The 21,057-nt window shown below is 58.5% G+C and carries 26 protein-coding genes; 11 read left to right on the top strand and 15 right to left on the bottom strand.

Going from position 1 to position 21,057, the window contains the following annotated elements; all coding sequences use genetic code 11:
- Positions 1 to 246 precede the first annotated feature (246 nt).
- The 11 genes from lgt (at position 247) to K315_RS0106685 (ending at position 7,786) form a co-directional block, all read left to right on the top strand.
- Positions 247 to 1,146 carry a prolipoprotein diacylglyceryl transferase gene (lgt, locus tag K315_RS0106735; RefSeq protein ID WP_033520552.1) on the top strand — a complete coding sequence of 300 codons (900 nt, stop codon included), beginning with the start codon at positions 247 to 249 and terminating at the stop codon, positions 1,144 to 1,146.
- Positions 1,147 to 1,223: 77 nt separating this feature from the next.
- On the top strand, positions 1,224 to 1,889 hold the full coding sequence (gene rpe, locus K315_RS0106730; protein WP_029576761.1) for a ribulose-phosphate 3-epimerase: 666 nt from the start codon (positions 1,224 to 1,226) through the stop codon (positions 1,887 to 1,889).
- 46 nt (positions 1,890 to 1,935) lie between these two features.
- Complete coding sequence (locus K315_RS0106725) at positions 1,936 to 2,199, top strand: phosphoribosyl-ATP diphosphatase (RefSeq protein WP_029576760.1); 264 nt, start codon at positions 1,936 to 1,938, stop codon at positions 2,197 to 2,199.
- Positions 2,200 to 2,239: 40 nt separating this feature from the next.
- Positions 2,240 to 3,091 (top strand): ATP phosphoribosyltransferase, encoded by an 852-nt coding sequence (hisG, locus tag K315_RS0106720; RefSeq protein ID WP_029576759.1) that lies wholly within the window; start codon positions 2,240 to 2,242, stop codon positions 3,089 to 3,091.
- Positions 3,092 to 3,105: 14 nt separating this feature from the next.
- Positions 3,106 to 3,726, top strand: a complete 621-nt coding sequence (locus tag K315_RS0106715; RefSeq protein ID WP_029576758.1) for a CDP-alcohol phosphatidyltransferase family protein — start codon at positions 3,106 to 3,108, stop codon at positions 3,724 to 3,726.
- A 3-nt stretch (positions 3,727 to 3,729) separates the two neighbouring features.
- Positions 3,730 to 4,719 carry a DUF881 domain-containing protein gene (locus K315_RS0106710; RefSeq protein WP_033520551.1) on the top strand — a complete coding sequence of 330 codons (990 nt, stop codon included), beginning with the start codon at positions 3,730 to 3,732 and terminating at the stop codon, positions 4,717 to 4,719.
- Positions 4,719 to 5,051: a DUF1290 domain-containing protein gene (locus K315_RS0106705; protein WP_015450554.1), complete on the top strand. Its 333-nt coding sequence runs from the start codon at positions 4,719 to 4,721 to the stop codon at positions 5,049 to 5,051. Before K315_RS0106710 ends, K315_RS0106705 begins: the two co-directional genes overlap by 1 nt.
- A 6-nt stretch (positions 5,052 to 5,057) precedes the next feature.
- Positions 5,058 to 5,879: a DUF881 domain-containing protein gene (locus tag K315_RS0106700; RefSeq protein ID WP_029576756.1), complete on the top strand. Its 822-nt coding sequence runs from the start codon at positions 5,058 to 5,060 to the stop codon at positions 5,877 to 5,879.
- Positions 5,880 to 5,884: 5 nt separating this feature from the next.
- Entirely contained in the window at positions 5,885 to 6,319 is a 435-nt protein-coding gene (locus K315_RS0106695) for an FHA domain-containing protein (protein WP_029576755.1), read from the top strand.
- Positions 6,320 to 6,430: 111 nt separating this feature from the next.
- Complete coding sequence (locus K315_RS0106690; protein WP_238556497.1) at positions 6,431 to 7,108, top strand: MerR family transcriptional regulator; 678 nt, start codon at positions 6,431 to 6,433, stop codon at positions 7,106 to 7,108.
- Positions 7,109 to 7,213: 105 nt separating this feature from the next.
- The gene (locus tag K315_RS0106685) at positions 7,214 to 7,786 is read left to right on the top strand and encodes a hypothetical protein (RefSeq protein ID WP_029576753.1); all 573 of its coding nucleotides are present in this window, start codon (positions 7,214 to 7,216) and stop codon (positions 7,784 to 7,786) included.
- Positions 7,787 to 7,842: 56 nt separating this feature from the next.
- Here K315_RS0106685 and K315_RS0106680 read toward each other — a convergent pair whose 3' ends face one another.
- From K315_RS0106680 to K315_RS0106605, 15 genes are all read right to left on the bottom strand, one after another.
- A complete protein-coding gene (locus K315_RS0106680; protein ID WP_029576752.1) occupies positions 7,843 to 8,223 on the bottom strand; it encodes a hypothetical protein in 381 nt (126 codons plus the stop codon).
- Positions 8,224 to 8,506: 283 nt separating this feature from the next.
- A complete protein-coding gene (locus K315_RS0106675; RefSeq protein ID WP_152571419.1) occupies positions 8,507 to 9,526 on the bottom strand; it encodes a protein rep in 1,020 nt (339 codons plus the stop codon).
- Positions 9,527 to 9,585: 59 nt separating this feature from the next.
- The gene (locus tag K315_RS0106670) at positions 9,586 to 9,768 is read right to left on the bottom strand and encodes a hypothetical protein (protein ID WP_029576750.1); all 183 of its coding nucleotides are present in this window, start codon (positions 9,766 to 9,768) and stop codon (positions 9,586 to 9,588) included.
- Positions 9,769 to 9,835: 67 nt separating this feature from the next.
- Positions 9,836 to 10,219: a hypothetical protein gene (locus tag K315_RS0106665; RefSeq protein WP_029576749.1), complete on the bottom strand. Its 384-nt coding sequence runs from the start codon at positions 10,217 to 10,219 to the stop codon at positions 9,836 to 9,838.
- A 169-nt stretch (positions 10,220 to 10,388) separates the two neighbouring features.
- On the bottom strand, positions 10,389 to 11,255 hold the full coding sequence (locus K315_RS09620) for a P-loop NTPase family protein (RefSeq protein WP_152571418.1): 867 nt from the start codon (positions 11,253 to 11,255) through the stop codon (positions 10,389 to 10,391).
- Positions 11,256 to 11,263: 8 nt separating this feature from the next.
- A complete protein-coding gene (locus tag K315_RS0106655; protein ID WP_029576747.1) occupies positions 11,264 to 11,536 on the bottom strand; it encodes a hypothetical protein in 273 nt (90 codons plus the stop codon).
- On the bottom strand, positions 11,533 to 14,373 hold the full coding sequence (locus K315_RS0106650) for a hypothetical protein (RefSeq protein WP_152571417.1): 2,841 nt from the start codon (positions 14,371 to 14,373) through the stop codon (positions 11,533 to 11,535). The genes K315_RS0106655 and K315_RS0106650 overlap by 4 nt, the downstream gene beginning before the upstream one ends.
- Before the next feature lie 81 nt (positions 14,374 to 14,454).
- Positions 14,455 to 14,649, bottom strand: a complete 195-nt coding sequence (locus K315_RS0106645) for a hypothetical protein (protein ID WP_029576745.1) — start codon at positions 14,647 to 14,649, stop codon at positions 14,455 to 14,457.
- Between the two features lie 298 nt (positions 14,650 to 14,947).
- A complete protein-coding gene (locus tag K315_RS0106635; protein WP_029576744.1) occupies positions 14,948 to 15,241 on the bottom strand; it encodes a hypothetical protein in 294 nt (97 codons plus the stop codon).
- A 233-nt stretch (positions 15,242 to 15,474) separates the two neighbouring features.
- Complete coding sequence (locus tag K315_RS0106630) at positions 15,475 to 15,993, bottom strand: hypothetical protein (protein ID WP_029576743.1); 519 nt, start codon at positions 15,991 to 15,993, stop codon at positions 15,475 to 15,477.
- 44 nt (positions 15,994 to 16,037) lie between these two features.
- A complete protein-coding gene (locus K315_RS0106625) occupies positions 16,038 to 16,481 on the bottom strand; it encodes a hypothetical protein (RefSeq protein WP_029576742.1) in 444 nt (147 codons plus the stop codon).
- A 123-nt stretch (positions 16,482 to 16,604) separates the two neighbouring features.
- A complete protein-coding gene (locus K315_RS0106620; protein WP_029576741.1) occupies positions 16,605 to 17,336 on the bottom strand; it encodes an HAD hydrolase-like protein in 732 nt (243 codons plus the stop codon).
- A 243-nt stretch (positions 17,337 to 17,579) separates the two neighbouring features.
- The gene (locus K315_RS0106615) at positions 17,580 to 17,927 is read right to left on the bottom strand and encodes an RNA polymerase-binding protein RbpA (protein ID WP_029576740.1); all 348 of its coding nucleotides are present in this window, start codon (positions 17,925 to 17,927) and stop codon (positions 17,580 to 17,582) included.
- Positions 17,928 to 18,086: 159 nt separating this feature from the next.
- The gene (locus tag K315_RS0106610; protein ID WP_029576739.1) at positions 18,087 to 20,690 is read right to left on the bottom strand and encodes a DEAD/DEAH box helicase; all 2,604 of its coding nucleotides are present in this window, start codon (positions 20,688 to 20,690) and stop codon (positions 18,087 to 18,089) included.
- A 47-nt stretch (positions 20,691 to 20,737) separates the two neighbouring features.
- The gene (locus tag K315_RS0106605) at positions 20,738 to 21,052 is read right to left on the bottom strand and encodes a hypothetical protein (protein WP_029576738.1); all 315 of its coding nucleotides are present in this window, start codon (positions 21,050 to 21,052) and stop codon (positions 20,738 to 20,740) included.
- Positions 21,053 to 21,057: the final 5 nt, after the last annotated feature.

Here is a 21,057-nt window from a genome sequence, read left to right as displayed (position 1 = left end):
TCTCACGTACCCCCGCGCCGATGACAGGACCCCACCAAGGTGACGCTTGGTGGGGTCCTGTGGTATTCGTTCCGTATCCTCGCCTGGTCACAGTCGACCTAAGCCGCTGTACTGCTGTATTACATTCCTGCAATACAGCAGTACAGCAGGAGCAAAAGACAGCTCTGGAGTAACTGCCCGCCCACGACGCGCGCCAATCCGCCACATCGGCATGTTATCGCCATCGTATACTACCATCAAGGAATCATGACACTGGCTTATATCCCGTCCCCGTCGATTTCGCAGTTCACCATCGGCCCGGTGACCATCCATTTCTACGCGCTGTGCATCCTCGCCGGCATCATATGCGCGGTGTGGATTACCACGAACCGGTGGAGACATGCCGGGGGCACATTCGACCAGATTCTCGACATCACGCTGTGTGCCGTGCCGGCCGGCATCATCGGCGCGCGGGTGTACCACATCATCACCACGCCGGAACGCTTCTTCGGCCCCAACGGCGATTGGGTCGAGATGTTCCGCATCTGGAACGGCGGACTGGGCATCTGGGGCGGCGTCGTCTTCGGCGCCTTGGCCGCATGGGCATGGTGCCGGCACAAGCATTACCCGATGGCCTTGCTCGCCGATTGCGTGGCACCGGGGCTCTTGGTCGCCCAAGCAATCGGGCGTCTGGGCAACTGGTTCAACCAGGAACTGTACGGAGCGCCCACCACTCTTCCTTGGGGGCTGAAGCTCAACACTGCGGGAACCGCCATCGGCAGCATGGAGCAATGCTACGACGGCTCGACCTGCCCGACAGGCACTCTGTTCCACCCGACCTTCCTCTACGAGATGATTTGGAACCTCATCGGCGCCGCACTGCTCGTGTGGATCGGGCACAAGGCGTACCGCACCCTCAAATGCGGATCCCTGTTCGCTCTGTATGTCATGTGGTACACCGCTGGACGCACATGGATCGAATGCCTGCGCATTGATTTCGCCCACGAGTTCCTCGGCGTGAGGATCAACGTATGGGTATCCATGGTGGTGTTCGTCCTCGGCGCCATCGCCTTCGTCATCCTGCAACGGCGCGGAAAAGACAGTTCGCTGCTTGCTGAACGCTTGCGTACCCAGACCGAACTGGAAGCCAGCGCAATCGATGCATGACCTGCCCGGCGGCGGGCCGTGTCCATCTTCTGGCTCCCGGTTCGTCATCGTCAGCCGTACTCCATAGAATGGGTATTATGAGTATTCAAATCGCACCTAGCATCCTGTCCGCCGATTTTTGCAATCTCGAGCGTGACCTCAAAGCGATCAGCAATGCCGATCTCGTCCACGTCGATGTGATGGATCACCATTTCGTGCCGAACCTCACCTTGGGCGAGCCAATCGTCAACCGTATCTGCGAGGTCACCGACCTGCCGGTCGACGTGCATCTGATGATCGAGGATCCGGACCGCTGGGCTCCGGAGTATGCGAAGCTCGGCGCGGCGTCGGTGAGCTTCCATATGGGCGCCACACATGCGCCGGTGCGTTTGGCCCGCCAACTGCGTGACATGGGCTGCAAGGCTTGCTTCGCGGTTCGTCCTGCTGAGCCCGTCGAGCCGATTTTCGACATTCTTGACGAGTTCGACATGGTTCTGATCATGACCGTAGAACCGGGCTTCGGTGGCCAGAAGTTCCTTGACAACCAGATGGGCAAGGTTCGTCGCTTGCGCGATGAAATCACCCGCCGCGGTCTGGATACCCACATCCAGGTCGATGGTGGAGTCAGCCCCAAGACCGCGCACATCGTCGCCGATGCGGGCGCCGACGTGCTCGTCGCAGGTTCCGCCGTGTACGGTGCCGAAGATCCCGCCGCAGCCATCGAATCAATCCGTGAGAAAGCACAGGCGGCATACCGGGCATAACCAGCCGCACTGCACGCAACAACAGACAACATAGGGAGACCAACAAGTGAAGACCTTCGAATCACTGTTCAAGGAGCTCAGCGAGAAAGCCCAGACCCGCCCTCAAGGTTCACTCACCGTCGGCGAGCTCGACAAAGGCACGCACTTCATCGGCAAGAAGATCGTCGAAGAAGCCGGGGAGACGTGGATCGCTGCCGAATACGAAGGAGCGGAACGCACTGCGGAAGAGATGAGCCAGTTAATCTACCATCTTCAGGTCATGATGATCGATCGGGGCATCACACTGGAAGACATCTACAAAAACCTGTGAGCGTCCTGTCTTCGGGAACCGCAGCAATTAGGGAGGAAATATGTTAAGGATTGCCGTGCCAAACAAAGGCATGCTGTCGGAACCGGCCTGGAACATGCTCGCCGAGGCGGGGTACCGCCTGCGCAGCAACTCACGGCAGTTGGTCGTCGAAGACCCCGATAACGATATCGAGCTGTTCTACCTTCGCCCGCTGGACATCGCCGTGTATGTGGGCCGCGGAACCATCGACGTCGGCATCACCGGCCGCGATCTGCTGCTCAATTCCGGCACCGAGGCCGTCGAGCATATGCCGCTCGGGTTCGGTGCGTCCACGTTCAGGTTCGCAGCTCCCGCGGAATCGCCGATCAACCGTCTTGAGGACATCGACGGCAAGCGCGTTGCCAGCTCCTATGACAAGCTGGTCGACGATTATCTCAAGGCCCGCGGAATCCACGCCGATATCATCCACCTTGACGGCGCGGTCGAATCATCCGTGCAGCTTGGCGTCGCCGATCTCATCGCAGATGTCGTCTCCACCGGCACGACGTTGCGCAATGCTGGCCTGCGCGTGTTCGCCGACCCGATTCTGCACTCGGAAGCCATCCTCATCCGTTCCCCGCGTGTCACGGAGAACGACGAGCGCCTGACCATCCTGGGCCGCCGCATCCAAGGGGTCTTGACCGCACAGCGGTACGTGCTCATGGACTACGACATCCCCGTCTCGAAAGTCGCAGCTGCGGTCGAGGTCACGCCGGGCTTCGAGAGCCCGACTATCTCCCCGCTACATGACAAGCAGTGGGTAGCCGTGCGCGTCATGGTGCCGCGTGAAAAGGTCAATCAACTGATGGATCGGCTCTATGAGGTCGGCGCCCGCGGTATCATCGTCACCGCACTCCAGGCATCCCGTATCTGAAGTCCCCGGTGTATATGAGCGATACACACACGCATTCCAACACTTCAGGGGAGCAGTACAGCCCTGAAGCACGCGACGTGATATTCACGGTGCCCAATGGTATCAGCGTTTTGAGGATTATCTCAATCCCCGTGATTGCCGTCTTGGTGTCCAAACACGAGATGGTCGCCTCGTTGATCATCATCGCCCTGTCGGCCATGTCCGACGGGCTTGACGGAGTCATCGCGAGGAAATTCAACCAGGTGAGCAAACTTGGGCAGATCCTCGACCCTATCGCTGACCGGCTGCTCATTTTCTGCAGTATCCTCGCCCTCGGCATCGCCCATGTCATCCCATGGTGGGTGTTAATCGTCGTCGGTATGAGGGATTTGCTCATGGGAGTCCTCATCGTGATGCTCGCGCAGCATGGGTATGGGCCTCTGCCTGTCCATTTCGTGGGAAAGACGGGCACGGCTCTGCTTATGACGGCGATCGTGTTGCTGATTTTCGCCGATATCTGGAGAAATCCGGCAACATTGACCTTGCATCTGGTTGCCTTGGCCATCTGCATCTGGGGCATCGCGTTGTATTGGCTCGCAGGGCTTATCTACGCGCATCAGGGACTGGGACTGATTCGTAACGACAACAGGCAGTGACATATGGCAGATACGCTGCATGAAGCACCACAGGCGCCGGACTCCATACCGATACCGAAGGAGACGGCGCCTGTGCGCACGCGTGCTGTCTTTTCCGCTTCCGCAGCATCACTGGGCGCACACCATGCAGCGCCGTCACCGGACATGCCCATCACTCCGAGGCGCAGGCGCCCCCAACTGGAGGATGATTCGCTGCGTCTCATCGATGACCTGACCAACCGTCCGATGGACCCGATGTTCAGCGATTCAAGGCTGGACAAGCGGCCGAAATCAGCTTTTCGTGTGTGGTCGACACGGGTCATCGTGTTCATCATCTGCATTGCCGTAGGATTCTCCGGCAGCATCATCGTCCAGATTCTGCACACCGACCCTCGCAAGGAGATTCGCAGCAGCCTGGCGAAGGAACTCACACAGCAGACTAAACATCTCAACACCCTGAACAGTGAAGTCTCCTCCTTGAGAGTCAAGGTGGAGAACCAGTCCAAGAAGCTGTCCAACACCACCAAGGACGACACCTTGACCTACGACGAGATGGCCACCGGCACGATTCCTGTGAACGGACCCGGCATCACGCTGACCATCGCGAACCCGCTCGCCGCGAACAGTGACACCACCTCGGGGTCGTTGCCGCGGGAAAGCAGCTCGAATATCCGTGTCGTCACCGACGGCGATCTACAGGTGTTCATCCAGATCCTATGGCAGGCCGGCGCGGAAGCCATCTCCATCAATGGCTATCGTCTAGGTGTGCAGACGTCGGTGCGCACCGCAGGCCAGACAATTCTGGTGGGTGTCAACCAGGTGCAGAGCCCCTATAAAATCCAAGCCATAGGGGATGCAAGCGCGTTGGCCTCCGCCGTGGGGGAGAAGAGCCAGCGCTCGTTATATACGACGTTGAACGGCGCGGGAATCTACCCGCAAATCACGACGTCGAAGTCGATTACACTGGAAGCGGCAAGCTCAAGTGAAATCAGCTACGCGGAAAGGGCGAACTAATGGCTGCAGTATTGGGGCTGATCATAGGCGTGGTCATCGGCATCTTCGTAAAACCGGATATACCAGTCGTCTTGCAGCCGTACCTGCCAATCATGGTCGTCGCGGCGCTTGACGCGCTGCTGGGAGCGGCCCGTGCGTATTTCGAACGCACATTCTCCGACAAGGTGTTCGTGATTTCGTTCATCTCCAACGTATTGACCGCCACACTACTCGTGCTTCTGGGCAATCAGCTCGGCGTCGGCTCGCAGCTGCAGACTGCAGTCATCGTCGTGCTGGGCATCAGAATCTTCTCCAATGTGTCCGCAATCCGCCGGTTCGTCTTCAAGGCGTAATGTCATATGAGTCATAAGAAGGAACCACAGGATTTGCTCAGCCGTGTGCACCGCCAGCGTGTCGCGGACAGCGCAAACGACCATACCGAGACCGGATCGTTCCCGGTTGTCAGAAGAAAACCCAAGCGTTCGCTACAAGCGAACGCGTCCCGTACCCGTTTCATGACCAGCCTGCTTGTGCTCTTGCTGTGCGCATTGCTAGGTTTCAGCTATGCCATCCAGCTGAACAACACCACATCAACATATGAGACGATGAGCGAGGACGAACTGACCAGGCTCATCACCGAGACCAGTTCCCAAGTGCAGAATCTCGAACAGCGCAAAAGCCAGCTGACCGAACAGCTCACCGCGCTGCAGAAGGCCGCGGACAAGCAGGCGGAAGCCGAACGCATCGCCAAGCAGAACGAAGAGACCAGCGGCTTGCTCTCCGGCCGTCTGGCAGCACAGGGCAAGGGCGTGGTCATCACCATCAGCAAGGGCACGAAGGACCGCATCGATGCCGCCACCATGTTCGAACTGATCGAGGAACTGCGCAATGCAGGTGCGGAAGTCATGGCGGTCAACACCGTGAGAGTCGTGACGTCAACCTACTTCGCCGACACGAAAACAGGGCTGATTTGCGACGGTCAGGAACTTTCCACACCGTACAAGGTCAAGGCTATCGGCGACCCGCAGAATCTGCAGAACGCCGTCAATATCGCCGGCGGCGTCGGCTCCAGGCTCAGTGTGAAATTCGGCGCGAAAGTCAAAGTGACATCATCCGATAAGGTCGAAATCAACGAGATTCGCGACGTACCCCAATATCAATACGCAAAGACTGTAGAATAGCAAGTATGACTGATCCGATTCCAAGCGCAGGCGAAACGACCATCATCGGGATGCCTGCCATCACGATACCCCTTACCACGACCGGGGACCGTCCTCTGACGCAGGAAGACCTCGACACCCTCACCAAATTGTCGCCCGGCACGGCGCTGCTCATCTCGACGCGAGGCGCTGTATCAGGCTCCAGGTATCTCCTAGACGAGGACGAAGTGACGGTGGGACGCGACCCGCATGCGGACATCCTGCTCGACGATTCGACCGTGTCGCGTCATCATGCGGTCTTCCGCCGCACGAACGGCACGTTCGAAGTCATCGATGCGGGAAGCCTCAACGGCACATATGTCAACCGTCAACGTGTGGATAACGCGGTGTTGCACAACGGTGACGAAATCATGATTGGTAAATTCAGGCTGGTGTTCTTCGGCAACGCCGCGCAGGCCTGAATTTGGGCGTGATCAGCGGCAATCCCGCGATCACGCCTCTTCTTCCCGCACTGCGGCCTCGGTACGGTCTCCAAAGCCACGGCAGTATTCTTCAGAAAGGGCACAGGTGACATGGCAGTCCATCGTGCTACTTACGCGTCGAACGCTACTGTGTCATCCAGTGGCATCACCATCGTCCAGGGGGAGTTGTTTTCCTTCCCTGACGATGACAAGCCGACACGCGGGTACCGGGGGACTGTTGCCTCGAAAGTCGCCGGCATCACCTACCGTCAGCTGGATTATTGGGCACGGAAGCAAATCGTCGAGCCGTCCATCAAAGCCTCGCATGGCTCAGGTTCGCGAAGGTTGTACTCGTTCAAGGACGTGCTGATTCTCGCCGTGTCCAAACGGCTGCTTGACGCAGGCGTGAACCTGCAGAACGTGACCATCGCCATCGGGTATCTCATGCAACGAAGTACCGCACAACTAGAGCATACGACGATTCTCAGCGACGGCGAGCATGTGCACGAATGCCGGGATGGGGACAGAATCGGCGATGTGCTCGGCAGCGGAGCGGCGGTGTTCGGCATTTCCGTGACTGCGCTGTGGCATGGAATCGAGCAGCGGCTTGAACAAGAGCCGCACGTCGACGTGTTTCCCGATGGTTCCGTCATAGCTTCCCAGATGCCGAGCGGGGGACCGTTCGAGGAGCTTGCGCAAGCCCGTATGCGCAGTAAACTTGAAATCCGACATGAGGAACGCAGCATGCAGGACTTGGATGAGTATGATGCGTTCCTTGTGCATGTGTGAGTAGCCGGGCATTCACGCGCGGCATGCCATTGCTGCTGTGGATCGCCGTTGTTGACAGATATGCTCTGATATAGGTTTATTGTCAGTTCTAAGGAGTTACATTCGATGCCTGCTCTTCCGCTTGTTCTCTGGCTGATTGCCTTGGTATGTTGCGTCACCGTCATCGTGATGGTGCTGAAGACGGATACGCAGCGCTCCCATACCGGTCATCCGGCGGATTCGGCGTCCGCCACCTCTGTAGCGTCTGCTGCCAAGACAGCATCAGACGGCGTTGTGGCGTCAGACGATACCGTCGCGGCAGGGGAGGAGGAGAGCGCAGATCCTCGTCCGGTCAGCAAAACCGTCATCATACTGCATTTCGTCTCGTTGATTCTTGCTATGGCGCCGTATATCGTGGCTACCGAAGCCGCGGACAGTATCGGCAAAACCATGCTGTCCTGGTATGACAGCGTCGAAGGCATCTCCGGGGCGATTCTGATCGTGCTCATCGCCTTGGAGCTGTGGTTCATGTACCGGCAGGCGTCACGCGCCGCGAAAGCCGAAGCCACACGCGCCAAACTTGCCGGGCATAAGAACCTCGAGCATGCCGATCAGTCAGCGCAGACCGGGAAAGACAACACCGGGAAACACGACGATGACGCCGTCTCGGCGGCAAACAGCGGGAGTGACCGGAAGTAGTCCTTACGTGACTCCTGCACATCGTTCCCGCATCGGCGATATGAGTCGCGTTCGATTTACCAGCGCGTGGTCATCCACCAACCGGGCAGCAACACCAGGAGACAGATTGCACTAATCGCATACGCCGATATCATCAGCGCGCGTGTGACATCGGGAAAACAACCGCGGTTCCGAAATCGCCTAAACGATCCGCCTACGAAGAAATACAACACCCACAAATCACCGAACGAGCGGAACAAGGGCAGACTCACGCCGGGACGTTGCGACAGCAAGGATGCCACGGTTCCATATGTGGTCCATGCGCCGAGCAGGACACAGAAGAATATCCACCTAGCACCGTCATGTAAGCGGTAATGGATCACGGACACAGCAACGGCATACACCAGAAAGCCGATATCCAGTATCATCGCAACCATCGCCGGCAGGAACCAAGCCATAGCCACCTCACTACACGTCATCAAATATCATCATGGCGCGCCGAACGCCATGTCGAGCCGAAGCCGATTCACGCGATAACAAACGCCGTCGTGACAATGACATCAATGACGTTTGGCGCCTACACCAATGATATGACGACGAACAGTCACGTTGGAATTCGCATCGGAGTGCCGACGCCGGTTGTCATAGATCGCTGATGCGCCGGGATGAGCGCGTGCGTCGTTGGCGTATTGAAGCGTCGAAAGATACGCAATTGCGTGTATGGGGAGGGGTCAATAGTTACTATCTGACATAACGTATGTTTTTCGGATTACAGTTCGCGTCAAAAGACTTGGAACCATAACCAAGCTCCGAAAGAATCGACAGCCAATCCCAATAATTCGTATGCAAGACAGGCTTGCCGTTATGCATCTTCACCTTACCGGGCTTCGACTGGGAATCCGTAATCTCGTTAGCCGCACGCCAAATCGCATTACGCCCAGGCAACGCGACGGACTTACGCGTCGTGCAATACCGCGAATACGTATCAATCACGTTGTCAGACAAGCGAAGTTCCTTGAACAGCTGATGCTCCGGCAGCGGAGCCGCGAACGGCTCGGCATCCGGATTCTTACGATTCACCCGGTCAACCGCGGCAATCCACCGATCGGCGAAATCAGCCTGGAAAGCGTCCAAACGCCCCTTGTCCAGACGATGACGGAAGAACCAGAACACATGGAAATGCACATGCCAACCATTCGCCGGACTGAACGTGCACTCCATCGCACGGATATACCCGAGACGGCCCAATCCATCAAGCATCGACCGCGTACCATGCTGCTGCATCACGCTACGCCACACCTGCTGGATCATCGCACGGACAGACTTCAGCTGGTCGCCCAAGTCATGACGCAACGTCAACGTGCCGAACACCACGCCATACCCGCGCTCCTGCGCAACCTTCAATGCCTGCTGAATCTCGGACTGACGCACATTCTGGATCTTCGCATTGCACACCGGGCAGCACCACACACTTCCACAGGTACGCAAGCCACCGAACCGCGCCTTATGCTTGCTGTCCCAATACAGGCCGACACCCATCTGCTTGGATACCGGCCTCCCGCACCCGGCGCACGCCGTACCCGGAAGCAAATGCCGGTTCACCGCGCGTTGCGCCCACCGCTGGGCACGGAAGCGACGGGACAGCTGCTCGCGTGTCGTGTGGTTGTAATGCCGCCCGACAGGGGCCGCATAACTTGCCATGCTCTCAAGGGCGGCTTCGCCGCCGTCGCATGGCGCTGGTGGTATACTGGTATCAACCATGAAAACCTCGCAGTTAGATTGGTTACCGTCCCGCGATCTAGTCCATCGCGGGACTTTTCTTATTCTGATATCGGATTATAGTCGCCGTCCGTTGATGATTCCAAGTCGTCGAGATCTCGGGCGACCAACATGGAAACATAGGCGCTACGGCTTACCCCGATAGGTTTTAGGTAGTCGTCCATACGCTGGAGCAATTCCGGGCTGATGCTCATCTGGACGATGGCCTTGGTTCTTGTCGCCATCCTCATCTCCTTTCGATAACTCTATTATACATCATGTAGTGACATTGTCAACACGGCGTGTCGTTTTTTAGTGTATCAGCCACAGCCAAGCGGGGACGGATCCGAGCAATCCGATAACGGAAACGGTGTAGCCGGCTATCATCAGGGCGTGCGACAATTCAGGGTAGACGCCGCGGTCCCCGAAACGACGGAAGGAACCGCCAACGAAAAGATAGAGCACGAAAATCCACCCATAGCAGATATAGATGGATTGCGATTCATTGCGGGGGAAGAACGTAAATTGAACGGCACTGACAAGCATCTGCACGCCGAGTAGGACGAGCAGCACCGCGAAAACAATCCACCGGCTACCTTCGCCGAGACGGTAGTGGATAACCGGCACAGCTACCGCATAGACGATGTACGCCAGGATAAGCACTGCCACGATGACGAAAAGCGCGATATTCAACATACTTCTATTATACACGCTGTAACTACTTTGTCAACATTACGTGTCGTGATTGTCGGGTTGGTTCAAGGACTTCGTCCTTGTGTGTCGGGGGCAACTGTTGCCCCCGAACCCCTTCACCCCACGCCGGCATCGCGCCTATCGGCGCTCAACCGGCGAGGGGCCCCGGATATCACTTCCGCGACTTCAACGCCACGTAATCGGCGCACGAACATTCGGGGACACGACGACGCCCGCCACACACCGCGCAACGCCCGGACAACAACACCGTGCCGATCGTGCTCACACTGTCCAGCGTGTCATAGCACAACCGGGCCACATGCCTGGACAACAAGAACCAACTCGACTGCTGCGGGTCGAACCGGCGACGCGCCCCGTTGATATCCAACTCCGTGTAATCACTCGCGTCATAGCTCAGGAACCGGAACAGCCGGTTGGACCGCCAACGGCTGCCCTCGGCCGGACGGGAGAAATAACCGTAGCAGATCGTGACCGTGCGCGTGGTCTCCCGCAGTATCTTGTCCGCACGCGACCAGGACGGCGCCGTCCACCGCAACACCAGGTCACGCTTACGCAACTGCTGCAACAGCGTGGCGATCTGCGGGGGTAACGCGTCGGTCTCACGACTCGACGCGATCGACGCGACCTCGTCCAACAGGATATCCGCATGCCTGGCGTTCAAAATCTGCGACCAATCATGCAACATCACGACATTCGGGGGAGTGGTCCCGTCCGGCCACGTAAGCGGCACCGTCGTATAGATCATCCGACCCGCATACAAGGACGGGAGCGTGTCATGCACCATACACAACGTCTTGCCGCTGCCATTGCTGCCGATATACGCGGTGATCGCGAACCGGGTACGATACGAGCGTCCGCAGTCCCGCTCACGGGGCAACGGGACCGGAAAGCCGGGCGCGGGCACGGGCGCAGTCGCGCCCTCAAGCCCGCGCCCCGGCCCCGCCGAACCCGAATCCCCACGGGAACGAGCCAAGCGGTCGCGCGTGACCGCGACCAGGCGACGCAAACCAACCGACACATCATCCATCAACCATTACCCCCAATCCACGGCAGATGCCCGATAGCCGCACGCGCGGCACGGAACGCGAAACACCCCGACACGAACACGACACCCGCAAGGATGATCACAGCGAACCGGTCGAACGGCACCCACACGCCGAAACCCCTCAAATGACGTAGAAACTCCGCGACCTCCGGGGGCGGGGACTTGACCGCATCCGGGAAATCCACCCCGTCGAACAGATGGATGAACCAGTCCCACACGTCCGCGCCGAGCGCCATCAACCATTCGACGATCATTGGCCGTCACCACCCGCATGGAAATCGAAAATCGCCATGAAAGCCCTACGGCACAGGAGCATCACGCCCAGGGCGCACGCGATCGTCAGGAACGCCCGGCACAACACCGGCAGCCAGTCCAACGGCTGGCCCGGACACGCGTCCAGGAAATCCGCGTCATCGAACACCGGGATGCCCGCGAACTTGAACGAAACCTTATACCCCGAGCAGTCACCCAGCCCGTCCGCGAACACAGGACGCCAATTCTCCCGGATCAGATCCAGCTTCACGACTACGCTATCCCGCGTGCTGCGTTCGACCTTCGTGCGCGTTGTCCGCGTCACCTTGTCATCAGGCTTGAACAGCATCCGGCCCGCACACGCGACGGGCTCGTACAGCCATTTCGCGGCATTGCCGGCCGTCTCCTGACGAAGACATGTCCCGTAATCCACCTTCGGGTCAGCCTTCGCGACCGGCTTGTCCAACGGTCTGCCGTCCGGGTCCGCGCCAACATCACCAGACCGCTGCGCCTGCTCGCTGAAACTGTTAGCATACGCGACACACTCGCCGATAGGAACCTCAGTGACCTTGCCCGGCACATCATACGAACACTTATACCGCAAGGCCGGCAGTTCTTTCGTGGTACTCTTCGTTGACACCGTCAACTGATGATCGGGGATCAGCTGTTGCGTCTCCGTATACCAGTCCGCGCAAGCGTACCCCTCGCCGAAACACGACTTGCCCGTGGTCAAGTCGATAAGATCGAGACGCTTCTGCGCCGTATCCACCTGCGGGACCGACACATCACCGACATGCTGCGTCGTACCGTCATCGGCTACCGTGTCATAACTGATGTTCGACGCCGTGGTCCTGCCGTCAGAACCCACCGGTACGGGCACCGACGCCGGGACCTGCACCGAACCCGGATCGGCCGGATCACTTACCGTACTGCCGACGTCATTGCCCTGTGGATCCTTGGCCGTCGCCTTGATACGCACCTTCGGTTTCCTGGTCTGCAAATCCGCGGGGCACGACTTGTCGCACTTATGCCAGGCATGCACGTTGGCCGCCATCCTGGTTCGCCCGCCGAAATCATCGGACTTTCGACCCGCATTCGTAAAGGACCCGTTCACATAGTCATACCCGACATTACCATCTTTAGGCGTGACGAGTACGAGAAGTTTCTTGAAAATATCATCGGCCTTGCCAGGCAACGCCCAAGTTTTGGCATTTTGTTTACCAGCGAAGGTGGCAGCATGCGAATTGTACCGAAAATAAGAAACCGTATAATACGGGTCGTCCGGGATAGATTGATTCAAATACGAATCATTCAAATATATCTTACCAGGCGTGCTGGAAAAGATACCGTATGTGGGGAAATCATACGTCCAATTATAATTCCCATCCGTTCCGGTCAAAGGGATAAGCATATCAAGACGTAACTTCCAATCATTTATATCCTCGGATTTTGAAAGCAGCCAATCACCTTCAGACCGGACCTGCGACGCATTATTATATGATGAATCGCCACCGTCTTGGAGGAAGAGCATGGAATGTCCTTTATCATCGGTCGCTTGGGTTGAGCGCATATAGATCTTGCCATAAGGCGTGTCCGCGTAATACCAAGGCGTATACGAATAGTGCAATACCGCGAGATCGGCGTCGCCCTGGCCCTGGTATTTCGGCTTGTCGGGATCCTGCGAACTTTGTTGCGCGAACTTGCGTACAGACGTAGCGGCCTCACCGTCAGCGGGGAAGTGCGATGCATCATACTCGTCACAGTTCAAGCCCTCACCGACACCGAAAATGAAACGCATCACATTCTCACCGGCTTGTGACCTATCGCCCATCATAGCCGTAGACCCGCAAATGTCATCATCCGTGAAGAACCAAGTGCGAATCTGATGGATGCCGTTTTGCACAAATGAGAACGGCTCGATCCATGCGTTCACGGTGTCGATTGCGTGGTTCAGCGTGGAATGCGCTTTCTTGACTTTCTCCAGGCGCTTGTGAATACGCCGGTCACGCGCGGTCGCGTGCCGGCCCCATTCCAACTCGCGCAACGAGGGGTTCGAGCTCGTGTCGCCGGAGTACGCGTCGCCCGCGCCGTTCTCGGCCTCCTGCTCGAGAATCTTGTTCGCGTAGGAGCTGCCGTCGTCCATGTCCATCGCATACAGTTCCGTGTACTGTTCGCTTTTCTTCATCTTCCGGTCGCTGTACGGCTTGACGTCCGAAGCGGGGGAGACACGATAGGAAGCGGCACGCACGGGCATGGGTGAAACACCGCAACGCGACACATACCCGCTCGTCTCGGTACCCGATGACGACGCATCGGACGCGCCGACCTCGGAATCGGCCTGCAACTCGCTGGTCGTGACGGAAAGCTTGCGCGTCCATTCGTCGATCTCGTCACTCGTGGGCACATACCCCGGATCGCCGTAATGCAGGTCGCCGGACTGCGATGCGGCGTACCCGTCCGCATACGTCTTGCCGTACACGTCCCACAATTTGACGGCATCGACCGTGGTGTCCCCGTACACCAGGCGCGCACGCCGGGCACGGACCAGGCTGTCCCAGTCATCATCGGACGGGACGCCGTCCGGCCGGTCGGCAAGCCGCGCGTCCACCTTCAGATCACCCTGCATCGTGGGGATGGTACGCGCCACATCCTCCTGGAGCCACAACGGATAATCCTGTTCCCCGATGCCCATGCGCTCCATCGCTTTGACCGCTGACCCGTACCACGTCGGAAACACCACATCGGCGGCCGCGGGAACCGCCATCACCACCGCGGCCGACACGACCGCGAGCACCGCGAACGCACGCCGCGACACCATACCAGGCACAAACAACCTCATAACAAAACCCCTCGTTGGGAAAACGAAAAGAAAAAACGCCCGGGAGCATAAGGCCCCCGGGCGCTCACACCCCGAGGGGCGTCACTTCGCGGAACGCTTGAAGAAGCCGATCAGCCTCGGAACGCCCCACATGATCACGGCCAGACCAGCGGCGGCCGCGATCACAGCCGGAGCGGCGCCGTTGAACTGCTGGGTCGCCACATCGGTGAAGTTCTTCACCAGGGAGCCCAGATCGGTGGTGGTGGCACCATCGACAGCAAGCACAAGTCCGTTCATATTTTCACCCCCTTACCAACACGAAACGATGCAGGAAACCAAGCAGGAGACCCGCGGCCCACGCCGCGAACAGCAACATCGCGTCAGACACGAAGCCTCCAAACCCTAACGCGCGACCCGCACGAACAGGACACGCAGCCAATCACAAGCGACCAACGCCCCCGTGACACCCGAAAGCAGCAGAACCAGCGACACACGCGTCACCTCCCGCCGAACATGTGGAACCCCGAGGAGAACACGACCAGAATCGCGAACACGCCGCAGAACTCCATAAGGTCAGGGGACAGGCCCGTCAGCATCAGCGGCCGGCCTGACGCAGGAAGTTAAGCTTCAGGAACCCATAAGGGCCGCCCGTGCGCTTGCTCACCCCGTAGATGATGAACGGGCGCACGACCCACGACACCACGTCGCCCGGCTGGCAGCCGGCCGCCTGGAGATCACGCGTCGCCTGAGCGCTGAACGAGACGTCGCTGATGCCGTCCGCGTTCTCGAGCTGCACCGTCGCATACTCGTTGCCCTTGTCGTCCCTATCCGTCTTCACATACCGCACGGTACCGTCGAAGCGGAGACCAGCCTCACGAATGTTAGCCATGAAAACCTCGCAAACATCATCACCTTGATAACCAATCGCCCCCGAGGGGACACCACCATCATGCACCTTGAAAAGGCATGCGGGAAAGTACGCGAGCGTACCATTCCACGGGGATGCCGGCCCATGGCGATGGGCCGGCGCGAGGGGGGCCGCCCCCTCGCATACACCCCCAGGGACACCGACCCCCGGGACCCGGCGCGCTGACGCGCGCGCCGGGTACGGGCCGGGAAGGCTCAGGCCCGCGGCGGGCAGCAGAACGACACCGGCGGCAGGGGAGCGGAACCCTCCGGGTCGGGCGCGGCGAGCAGGCCGAGCGGATAGGGCAGCGTCTCGTCATCGAACAACGGGCCGGACGGCACCACGGAATCACCGATCACGTTCACCACGCCGGTCAACGCCAGGGGAGCGGACTTGTCATGGAGCGCCTGTGCGGAGATCAGGTCGATGCCGTGCTCATGGTTCGCGCGGACCCATTCGACGACTTCGTAGTCGCGTTGCTCAACAACGAGCGTCCACGACGTGCCGTACCGCGCGTGCGTGGCCTTGACGATATCGTCAAGACGCCAATACGTCGCGTTGCCCACGCGCATCCGGTCGATGCAGTCGAGCCAACGCACATGACGGGACGGGCGCAGGTAATCACCCGAATACCCCGACATGCTCGCGAACAGGCGGGTCGTGACCATCGGCCGGTCGTAGAAGCAGATGACCTGGTTCATGCCGATGCGGCACAGGTCGCTGAACAGATACATGATATCCTCCTTGGATCCATATGGTTGATTGGTTGCCGGAAAAATCAGATGTAGTAATCGCCGCCGCCGACGTTCCGCCGTCGCAGATGGGGCGGCTTGGTATGCAGGGCGTTCGACCTGCACCAGCGCAGGCAGACGGACGGGTCGCCGTGGTACTTGTCGCACACGTCGAGCAGGCCGACGGCGAGATGCTCGCGGCGCGACAGGCACCTGGACCAGTCCCAGACCGTCAGGACATGGCACTTCGGGTCCGTGAACTCACGGGCCGCGATCGTCTGGTCGTCCTCCTCGGGCGCAATTCCCAGCAACGCCCGCAAATTGCGCGACCAGACCAGGGCGCGCGACCCCTTCATCTCGCGGTAATACGCCTTGGCGAGGGCGACGATGCGGGCGGGGGTGTAGCCGAACCTCACCAATCTGACATAACGTACATTATCGGATGTTAACGGTGTCACTTCCGTCGCCGCCGACTGAAGCGCTTCATGCATAGTTATTCCAGGCAATCACGCACACAATAAGAACGCCCGGATGCATATCATTCTGCATCCGGGCGAATGTGTTATGTTCGTATCGGCATCCATGCCGATTATGGATTGTCGATTGCCTTTGATTTAGTTTTCGTCAATGTTGAAGTAATCTTCGACGGCGTCACGCAACTGGCTGACTTCGTCGATAATTCGGTACGCGCCATGTTCGTTGAGCTCTCCGGGCTCGGCGTACCCCCATCCGCAACCCAGGCAATCCAAGCCGCATGCCTTCGCGCCTTCGACGTCCGTCCAGCGGTCGCCGACCATCAACGCGCGATCACCTTGGACAACATTGAAGCCCATATTTTCGAACGCGTACCGGATGACCTGGTCCTTGTCGAGCCTGGAATTGTCTTTGCTGGCGCCATAGACTGCATCGACCAGCTTGTCAAGCCCGAAATGCTCGCAAATCGGCTTCGCCTGATATTCCGGCTTGCACGTCGTGACGGCCAGGAAATACCCGTCGGCCCTCAATGCCTGCAACTGCTCAGGAATGCCCGGATACACAGTGTTGTACAGCTTTCCCGGTACCTTGTTCCCGGGATGATTGGGGTCGTCGAACACCGCCTTGTTGCTGTAATAATCACGGTAAATCTCGACGGCTTTGGCCAGCTGATCATCCGGAATGTGATTGCGCTGCATCGATTCGATAATCGCCGGCCCGATGAACCGGTGAAGTTCCGCTTCGTCCGGCACCGGACGGCCAAGCGCCTCAAAGGCCTTGATCACGCAGGCAATGATGCCCGGGTCAGATTTGGTCAACGTACCGTCAAGGTCAAGCAGCACAATGCGCCGCGGTGAATGCAATACGGTCATACGGTCCTCTTTCCGAATGCTCCGAAGGCTGTAAGGTAAACGTCTTATCAACGCCTCTCCCCATTCGTATTATGCCTTGAACGTGTGACCTTGGCGTGTTCGAACCAACGCACGCGAATCCACTGATGAACTGGAATCTCCCTGATACATGAAGTGCCGCGCCAAGGCAGGTATCCATGGCACGGCACTTAAGCACAACAAGCCCGGCTCAGCGCTTGTAGTCGCTGAGCCAAGCCAAGGAGATCACTCGTAATCCGGAATCCAACCGTCACGATGCATCTGAAGCCGCTTTTCCAACAACTCCTTGAGCTCATCCTCAGTACGGCGCTCCATCAGCATGTCCCAGTGGGTACGTGTCGGCTTGTTGATTTCGTCGTCCTCGGCGTCCTGATCGCCTTCACGATGGGCGATCTGCCCGCAACGGCATTCCCATTCCTTCGGAGGCTCAGCACCTTCGGCAAACGGGGCAATCGTACGATGCCCGTTCGGGCACACGTACGCGATGTCAGTACGGGCCGCGAAATCCACATTGTCGTCTGATTCCAGTGACTTGGCTCCGATGCTCATACCACGCAGACTGCGTTCTGCCATGTCGATCCATTCCTCCTAGGGGTTTAGTCAACTATCCAAATTACCTAACAGCCCGGACGCACCGCATATTCCCCGGGCGAAACGAGCCATGGCTTGGGGGCACAATCCTGAACAAACCCAAAACGAGCAGGAGGGAACGAACCCGCGACCCCTTGTTCCTCAGTCAACACCCGAGTAAGCCACAACTCCCCTGTTAATCATCAACTGGGCGGCACGCGCATGCACGGACAGCGGTCCCTCGTATTCCGGAACCCCGGGAAGCGCTGATGCTATCTGCTGCAACATATCGGCCAGGCGCTTCATGTTGCGTACAAAATCGCCGCCGGTCAAATCCATGTCGTGAAGGATCACGGCCAGAGGTTCACCATCGGCCCATGCATACACCGCATCGACAATCCCGAAATCTACATCCGGAAGCCGCTCCAGCCCATAATCCTCACGCAACGCATTGATACGCATGCTCATCGCGCGCAATTGCGAGCAGATATGGGCGACCGGACCGGTAGAGCCGCCAGGATACCGGCGGGGTTCACCACCCTCTCCCCTGCGCGACTCATAGACAAGCCCAGACAACGCGGCGGCAAGCTGCTGCGGGGTCAAGGTATCCAGCAATCCGGTACGGATCGCTTGGGCGAGCACAAGATCCTGTTCACTGTACAGCTGGCGGAGGAGACGCCCGCCGGCAGTTAATTCCAAAGAGGTTTGCTCCTGGCCGTTCTGATGGCGTTCGAGATACCCCAGTTCGACAAGGATGTCGCAGATGCGGTCGAACTGCCTAGCCACGGACCCCGTGCGCGAATCGTAGCGCCGTTGCACCCGGTCGAGTTCGCGCCGCTCCCTCATCCAGCGATGCCCCCACCTGAGGTGTTCCTGCACATCAGGGCATGAGGCGCAAGGATGGTGCTGCTGTTCCCATTTGACTTCGGCAATCTGCCTGTCGAGATCATGGAAGGCCGCACTACGCGCCTCTTGAGACGGGAACGAACGATGTTTGAGTTCGCGCCGCCCGTTCTTCTGCAAATCGCTGAGTTTCATCCTTAGCAGCATGAATTGAGTGAAATCGCCGCGATCGCAGTATGCCGCCTGCTCGTAGCCTTCCAAAGCATGTTCGAGCGTATGGATTTCGGATTCAAGCTGCCACGCCGACTCATTCGCCTCCCATTGCGCGAAGGACTGGTCGAGCGTCTTGCGGGCGGTTTCGTAGGAGCTGGAATACAACAGATTCACAGCCATATTGAAAGTAGGTTTGAAACTCGAATGCAACGGATACACACGTTTGCTGGACAACGCTGCCGCGGTGGCCGGAACGAACCCCTTATGGTCGACAATCACCGCGTGGCCGATCGTATCGATACCGCGACGCCCCGCACGGCCCGTCAGTTGCGTGAACTCTCCAGGGGTGAGCATGACGTGCCCTGTGCCGTCGTATTTCTCAAGTTTTTCGACGATGACGCTGCGGGCCGGCATGTTGATACCAAGCGCGAGAGTCTCCGTGGCGAATACCACTTTCACCAGACCCTCTTCGAACAAACGTTCGACAATCTGTCTAAACAGGGCGATCATACCCGCATGATGCGAGGCGAAACCTTCCTCCAACGCGAAACGGAATCGCGAGAATCGCAATGCTTTGAGATCGTCGCGGCTCATCTGCCCTTCGACCATCTCATCGACAATCTCACGGATCCGCATCGCCTCATCGTCAGTCGTCAGTTCGAGCCCCGCATTGATGCACTGCTCGACCGCCTGATCGCAGCCATTACGTGAGAAGATGAAATAGATTCCGGGCAACATGCCGAGGAAATTGAGTTCGTCGATGACTGCCGCACGCCGTGGGGTGAACCGTTCGGCTTCATACTGCGAACGACCGGCCCCGCGGCCGAAGCCCCGGCCTTTGCGGGATCCATGGGGCGGACGCCTGCGGGCGGCTTGATGCTCCAGCTGATCGATGCGTCTGGCCAATTGCGGATTGAGCCGTGTTGTGGCCTCACCGTCACTGTCGCGGCGATACAGGTCGATGAGCTCCGGTTCGGTGCGCTCGTTGGCCTGCACCATCACATGCTGTTCAAGGGGCACCGGACGATGCTCGGACACGATAAGCCTGGTGGAGCCACGCACCGAGGAAATCCACGCGGAGAAATCCTCGACATTCGATACCGTCGCAGACAATCCGACGATGCGAACGGATTGCGGCAGGTGGATGATGACTTCCTCCCACACCGGTCCGCGGAATCGGTCGGCAAGATAATGGACTTCGTCAAGAATGACGTATTGAAGCGCAAGCAGGGTGTTGGAATGCTCGTACAGCATATTCCTCAGCACTTCCGTGGTCATCACGACAATATCCGCCTCGGAGTTGATGGACGTGTCCCCCGTGAGCAACCCGACATGCTCGGCGCCATAGATTGCGGACAGATCATGGTATTTCTGGTTGCTCAACGCCTTGATCGGCGTGGTATAAAACGCCTTGACATGATGTTCGTGCGCCAAGTACATCGCGAAATCCGCGACCACTGTCTTCCCCGCGCCCGTCGGTGCTGCCACAAGGACATTGTCCCCGGATTCCAAGGCTTCACACGCCTGAATCTGGAAAGCGTCAAGATTGAACGGCAGCGATGACGCGAACCTTGCCACGGCCGTTTTCCGATACTGCTGGTTGCGTTTGAACCGCTGGTACCGTTGAGCCGGAGAATCCTGAATCTCCCCCGGACGGTGACTGGAATCTGTCCCACGCCCTTGCGGGGCATAATGCGAATGTCGAGACATGCCTTCTCTCCCCCATGTCAACACTGAACGAATACCGTGGAACGGTGTTACTCGTTGAACACGCCCCAACGACGCCATACGGCCTCATGCCGTTCGCGCTTGTGTTCCTCACGTCTGATCACTTGGGCGTGGGCGGAACTGTATTGGTCAATGGATTGCTGGAGCGGAACCGTGAACGATGCCGGTTTCGGCTGCGATTCATCGACCCCGTCCGCCGCGTCGAACTTGCTGCCGATGGCATCACCAAGCGCGGAGACCACATGCAATACGGCCAGACCCCGTCTGAACGCATACCAGATACCCGCGGCAAGAGATACCAGCAACGCTAAGACAAGCACAACCCAGACAACCCACCATTGCATGGAAA

Origin of the sequence: Bifidobacterium thermacidophilum subsp. thermacidophilum DSM 15837 (assembly GCF_000426425.1) — a bacterium.
Lineage (GTDB): Bacteria > Actinomycetota > Actinomycetes > Actinomycetales > Bifidobacteriaceae > Bifidobacterium > Bifidobacterium thermacidophilum.
The sequence above is the reverse complement of the archived record's forward strand: the minus strand, read 5'-3'. Positions and strand labels throughout refer to the sequence as shown.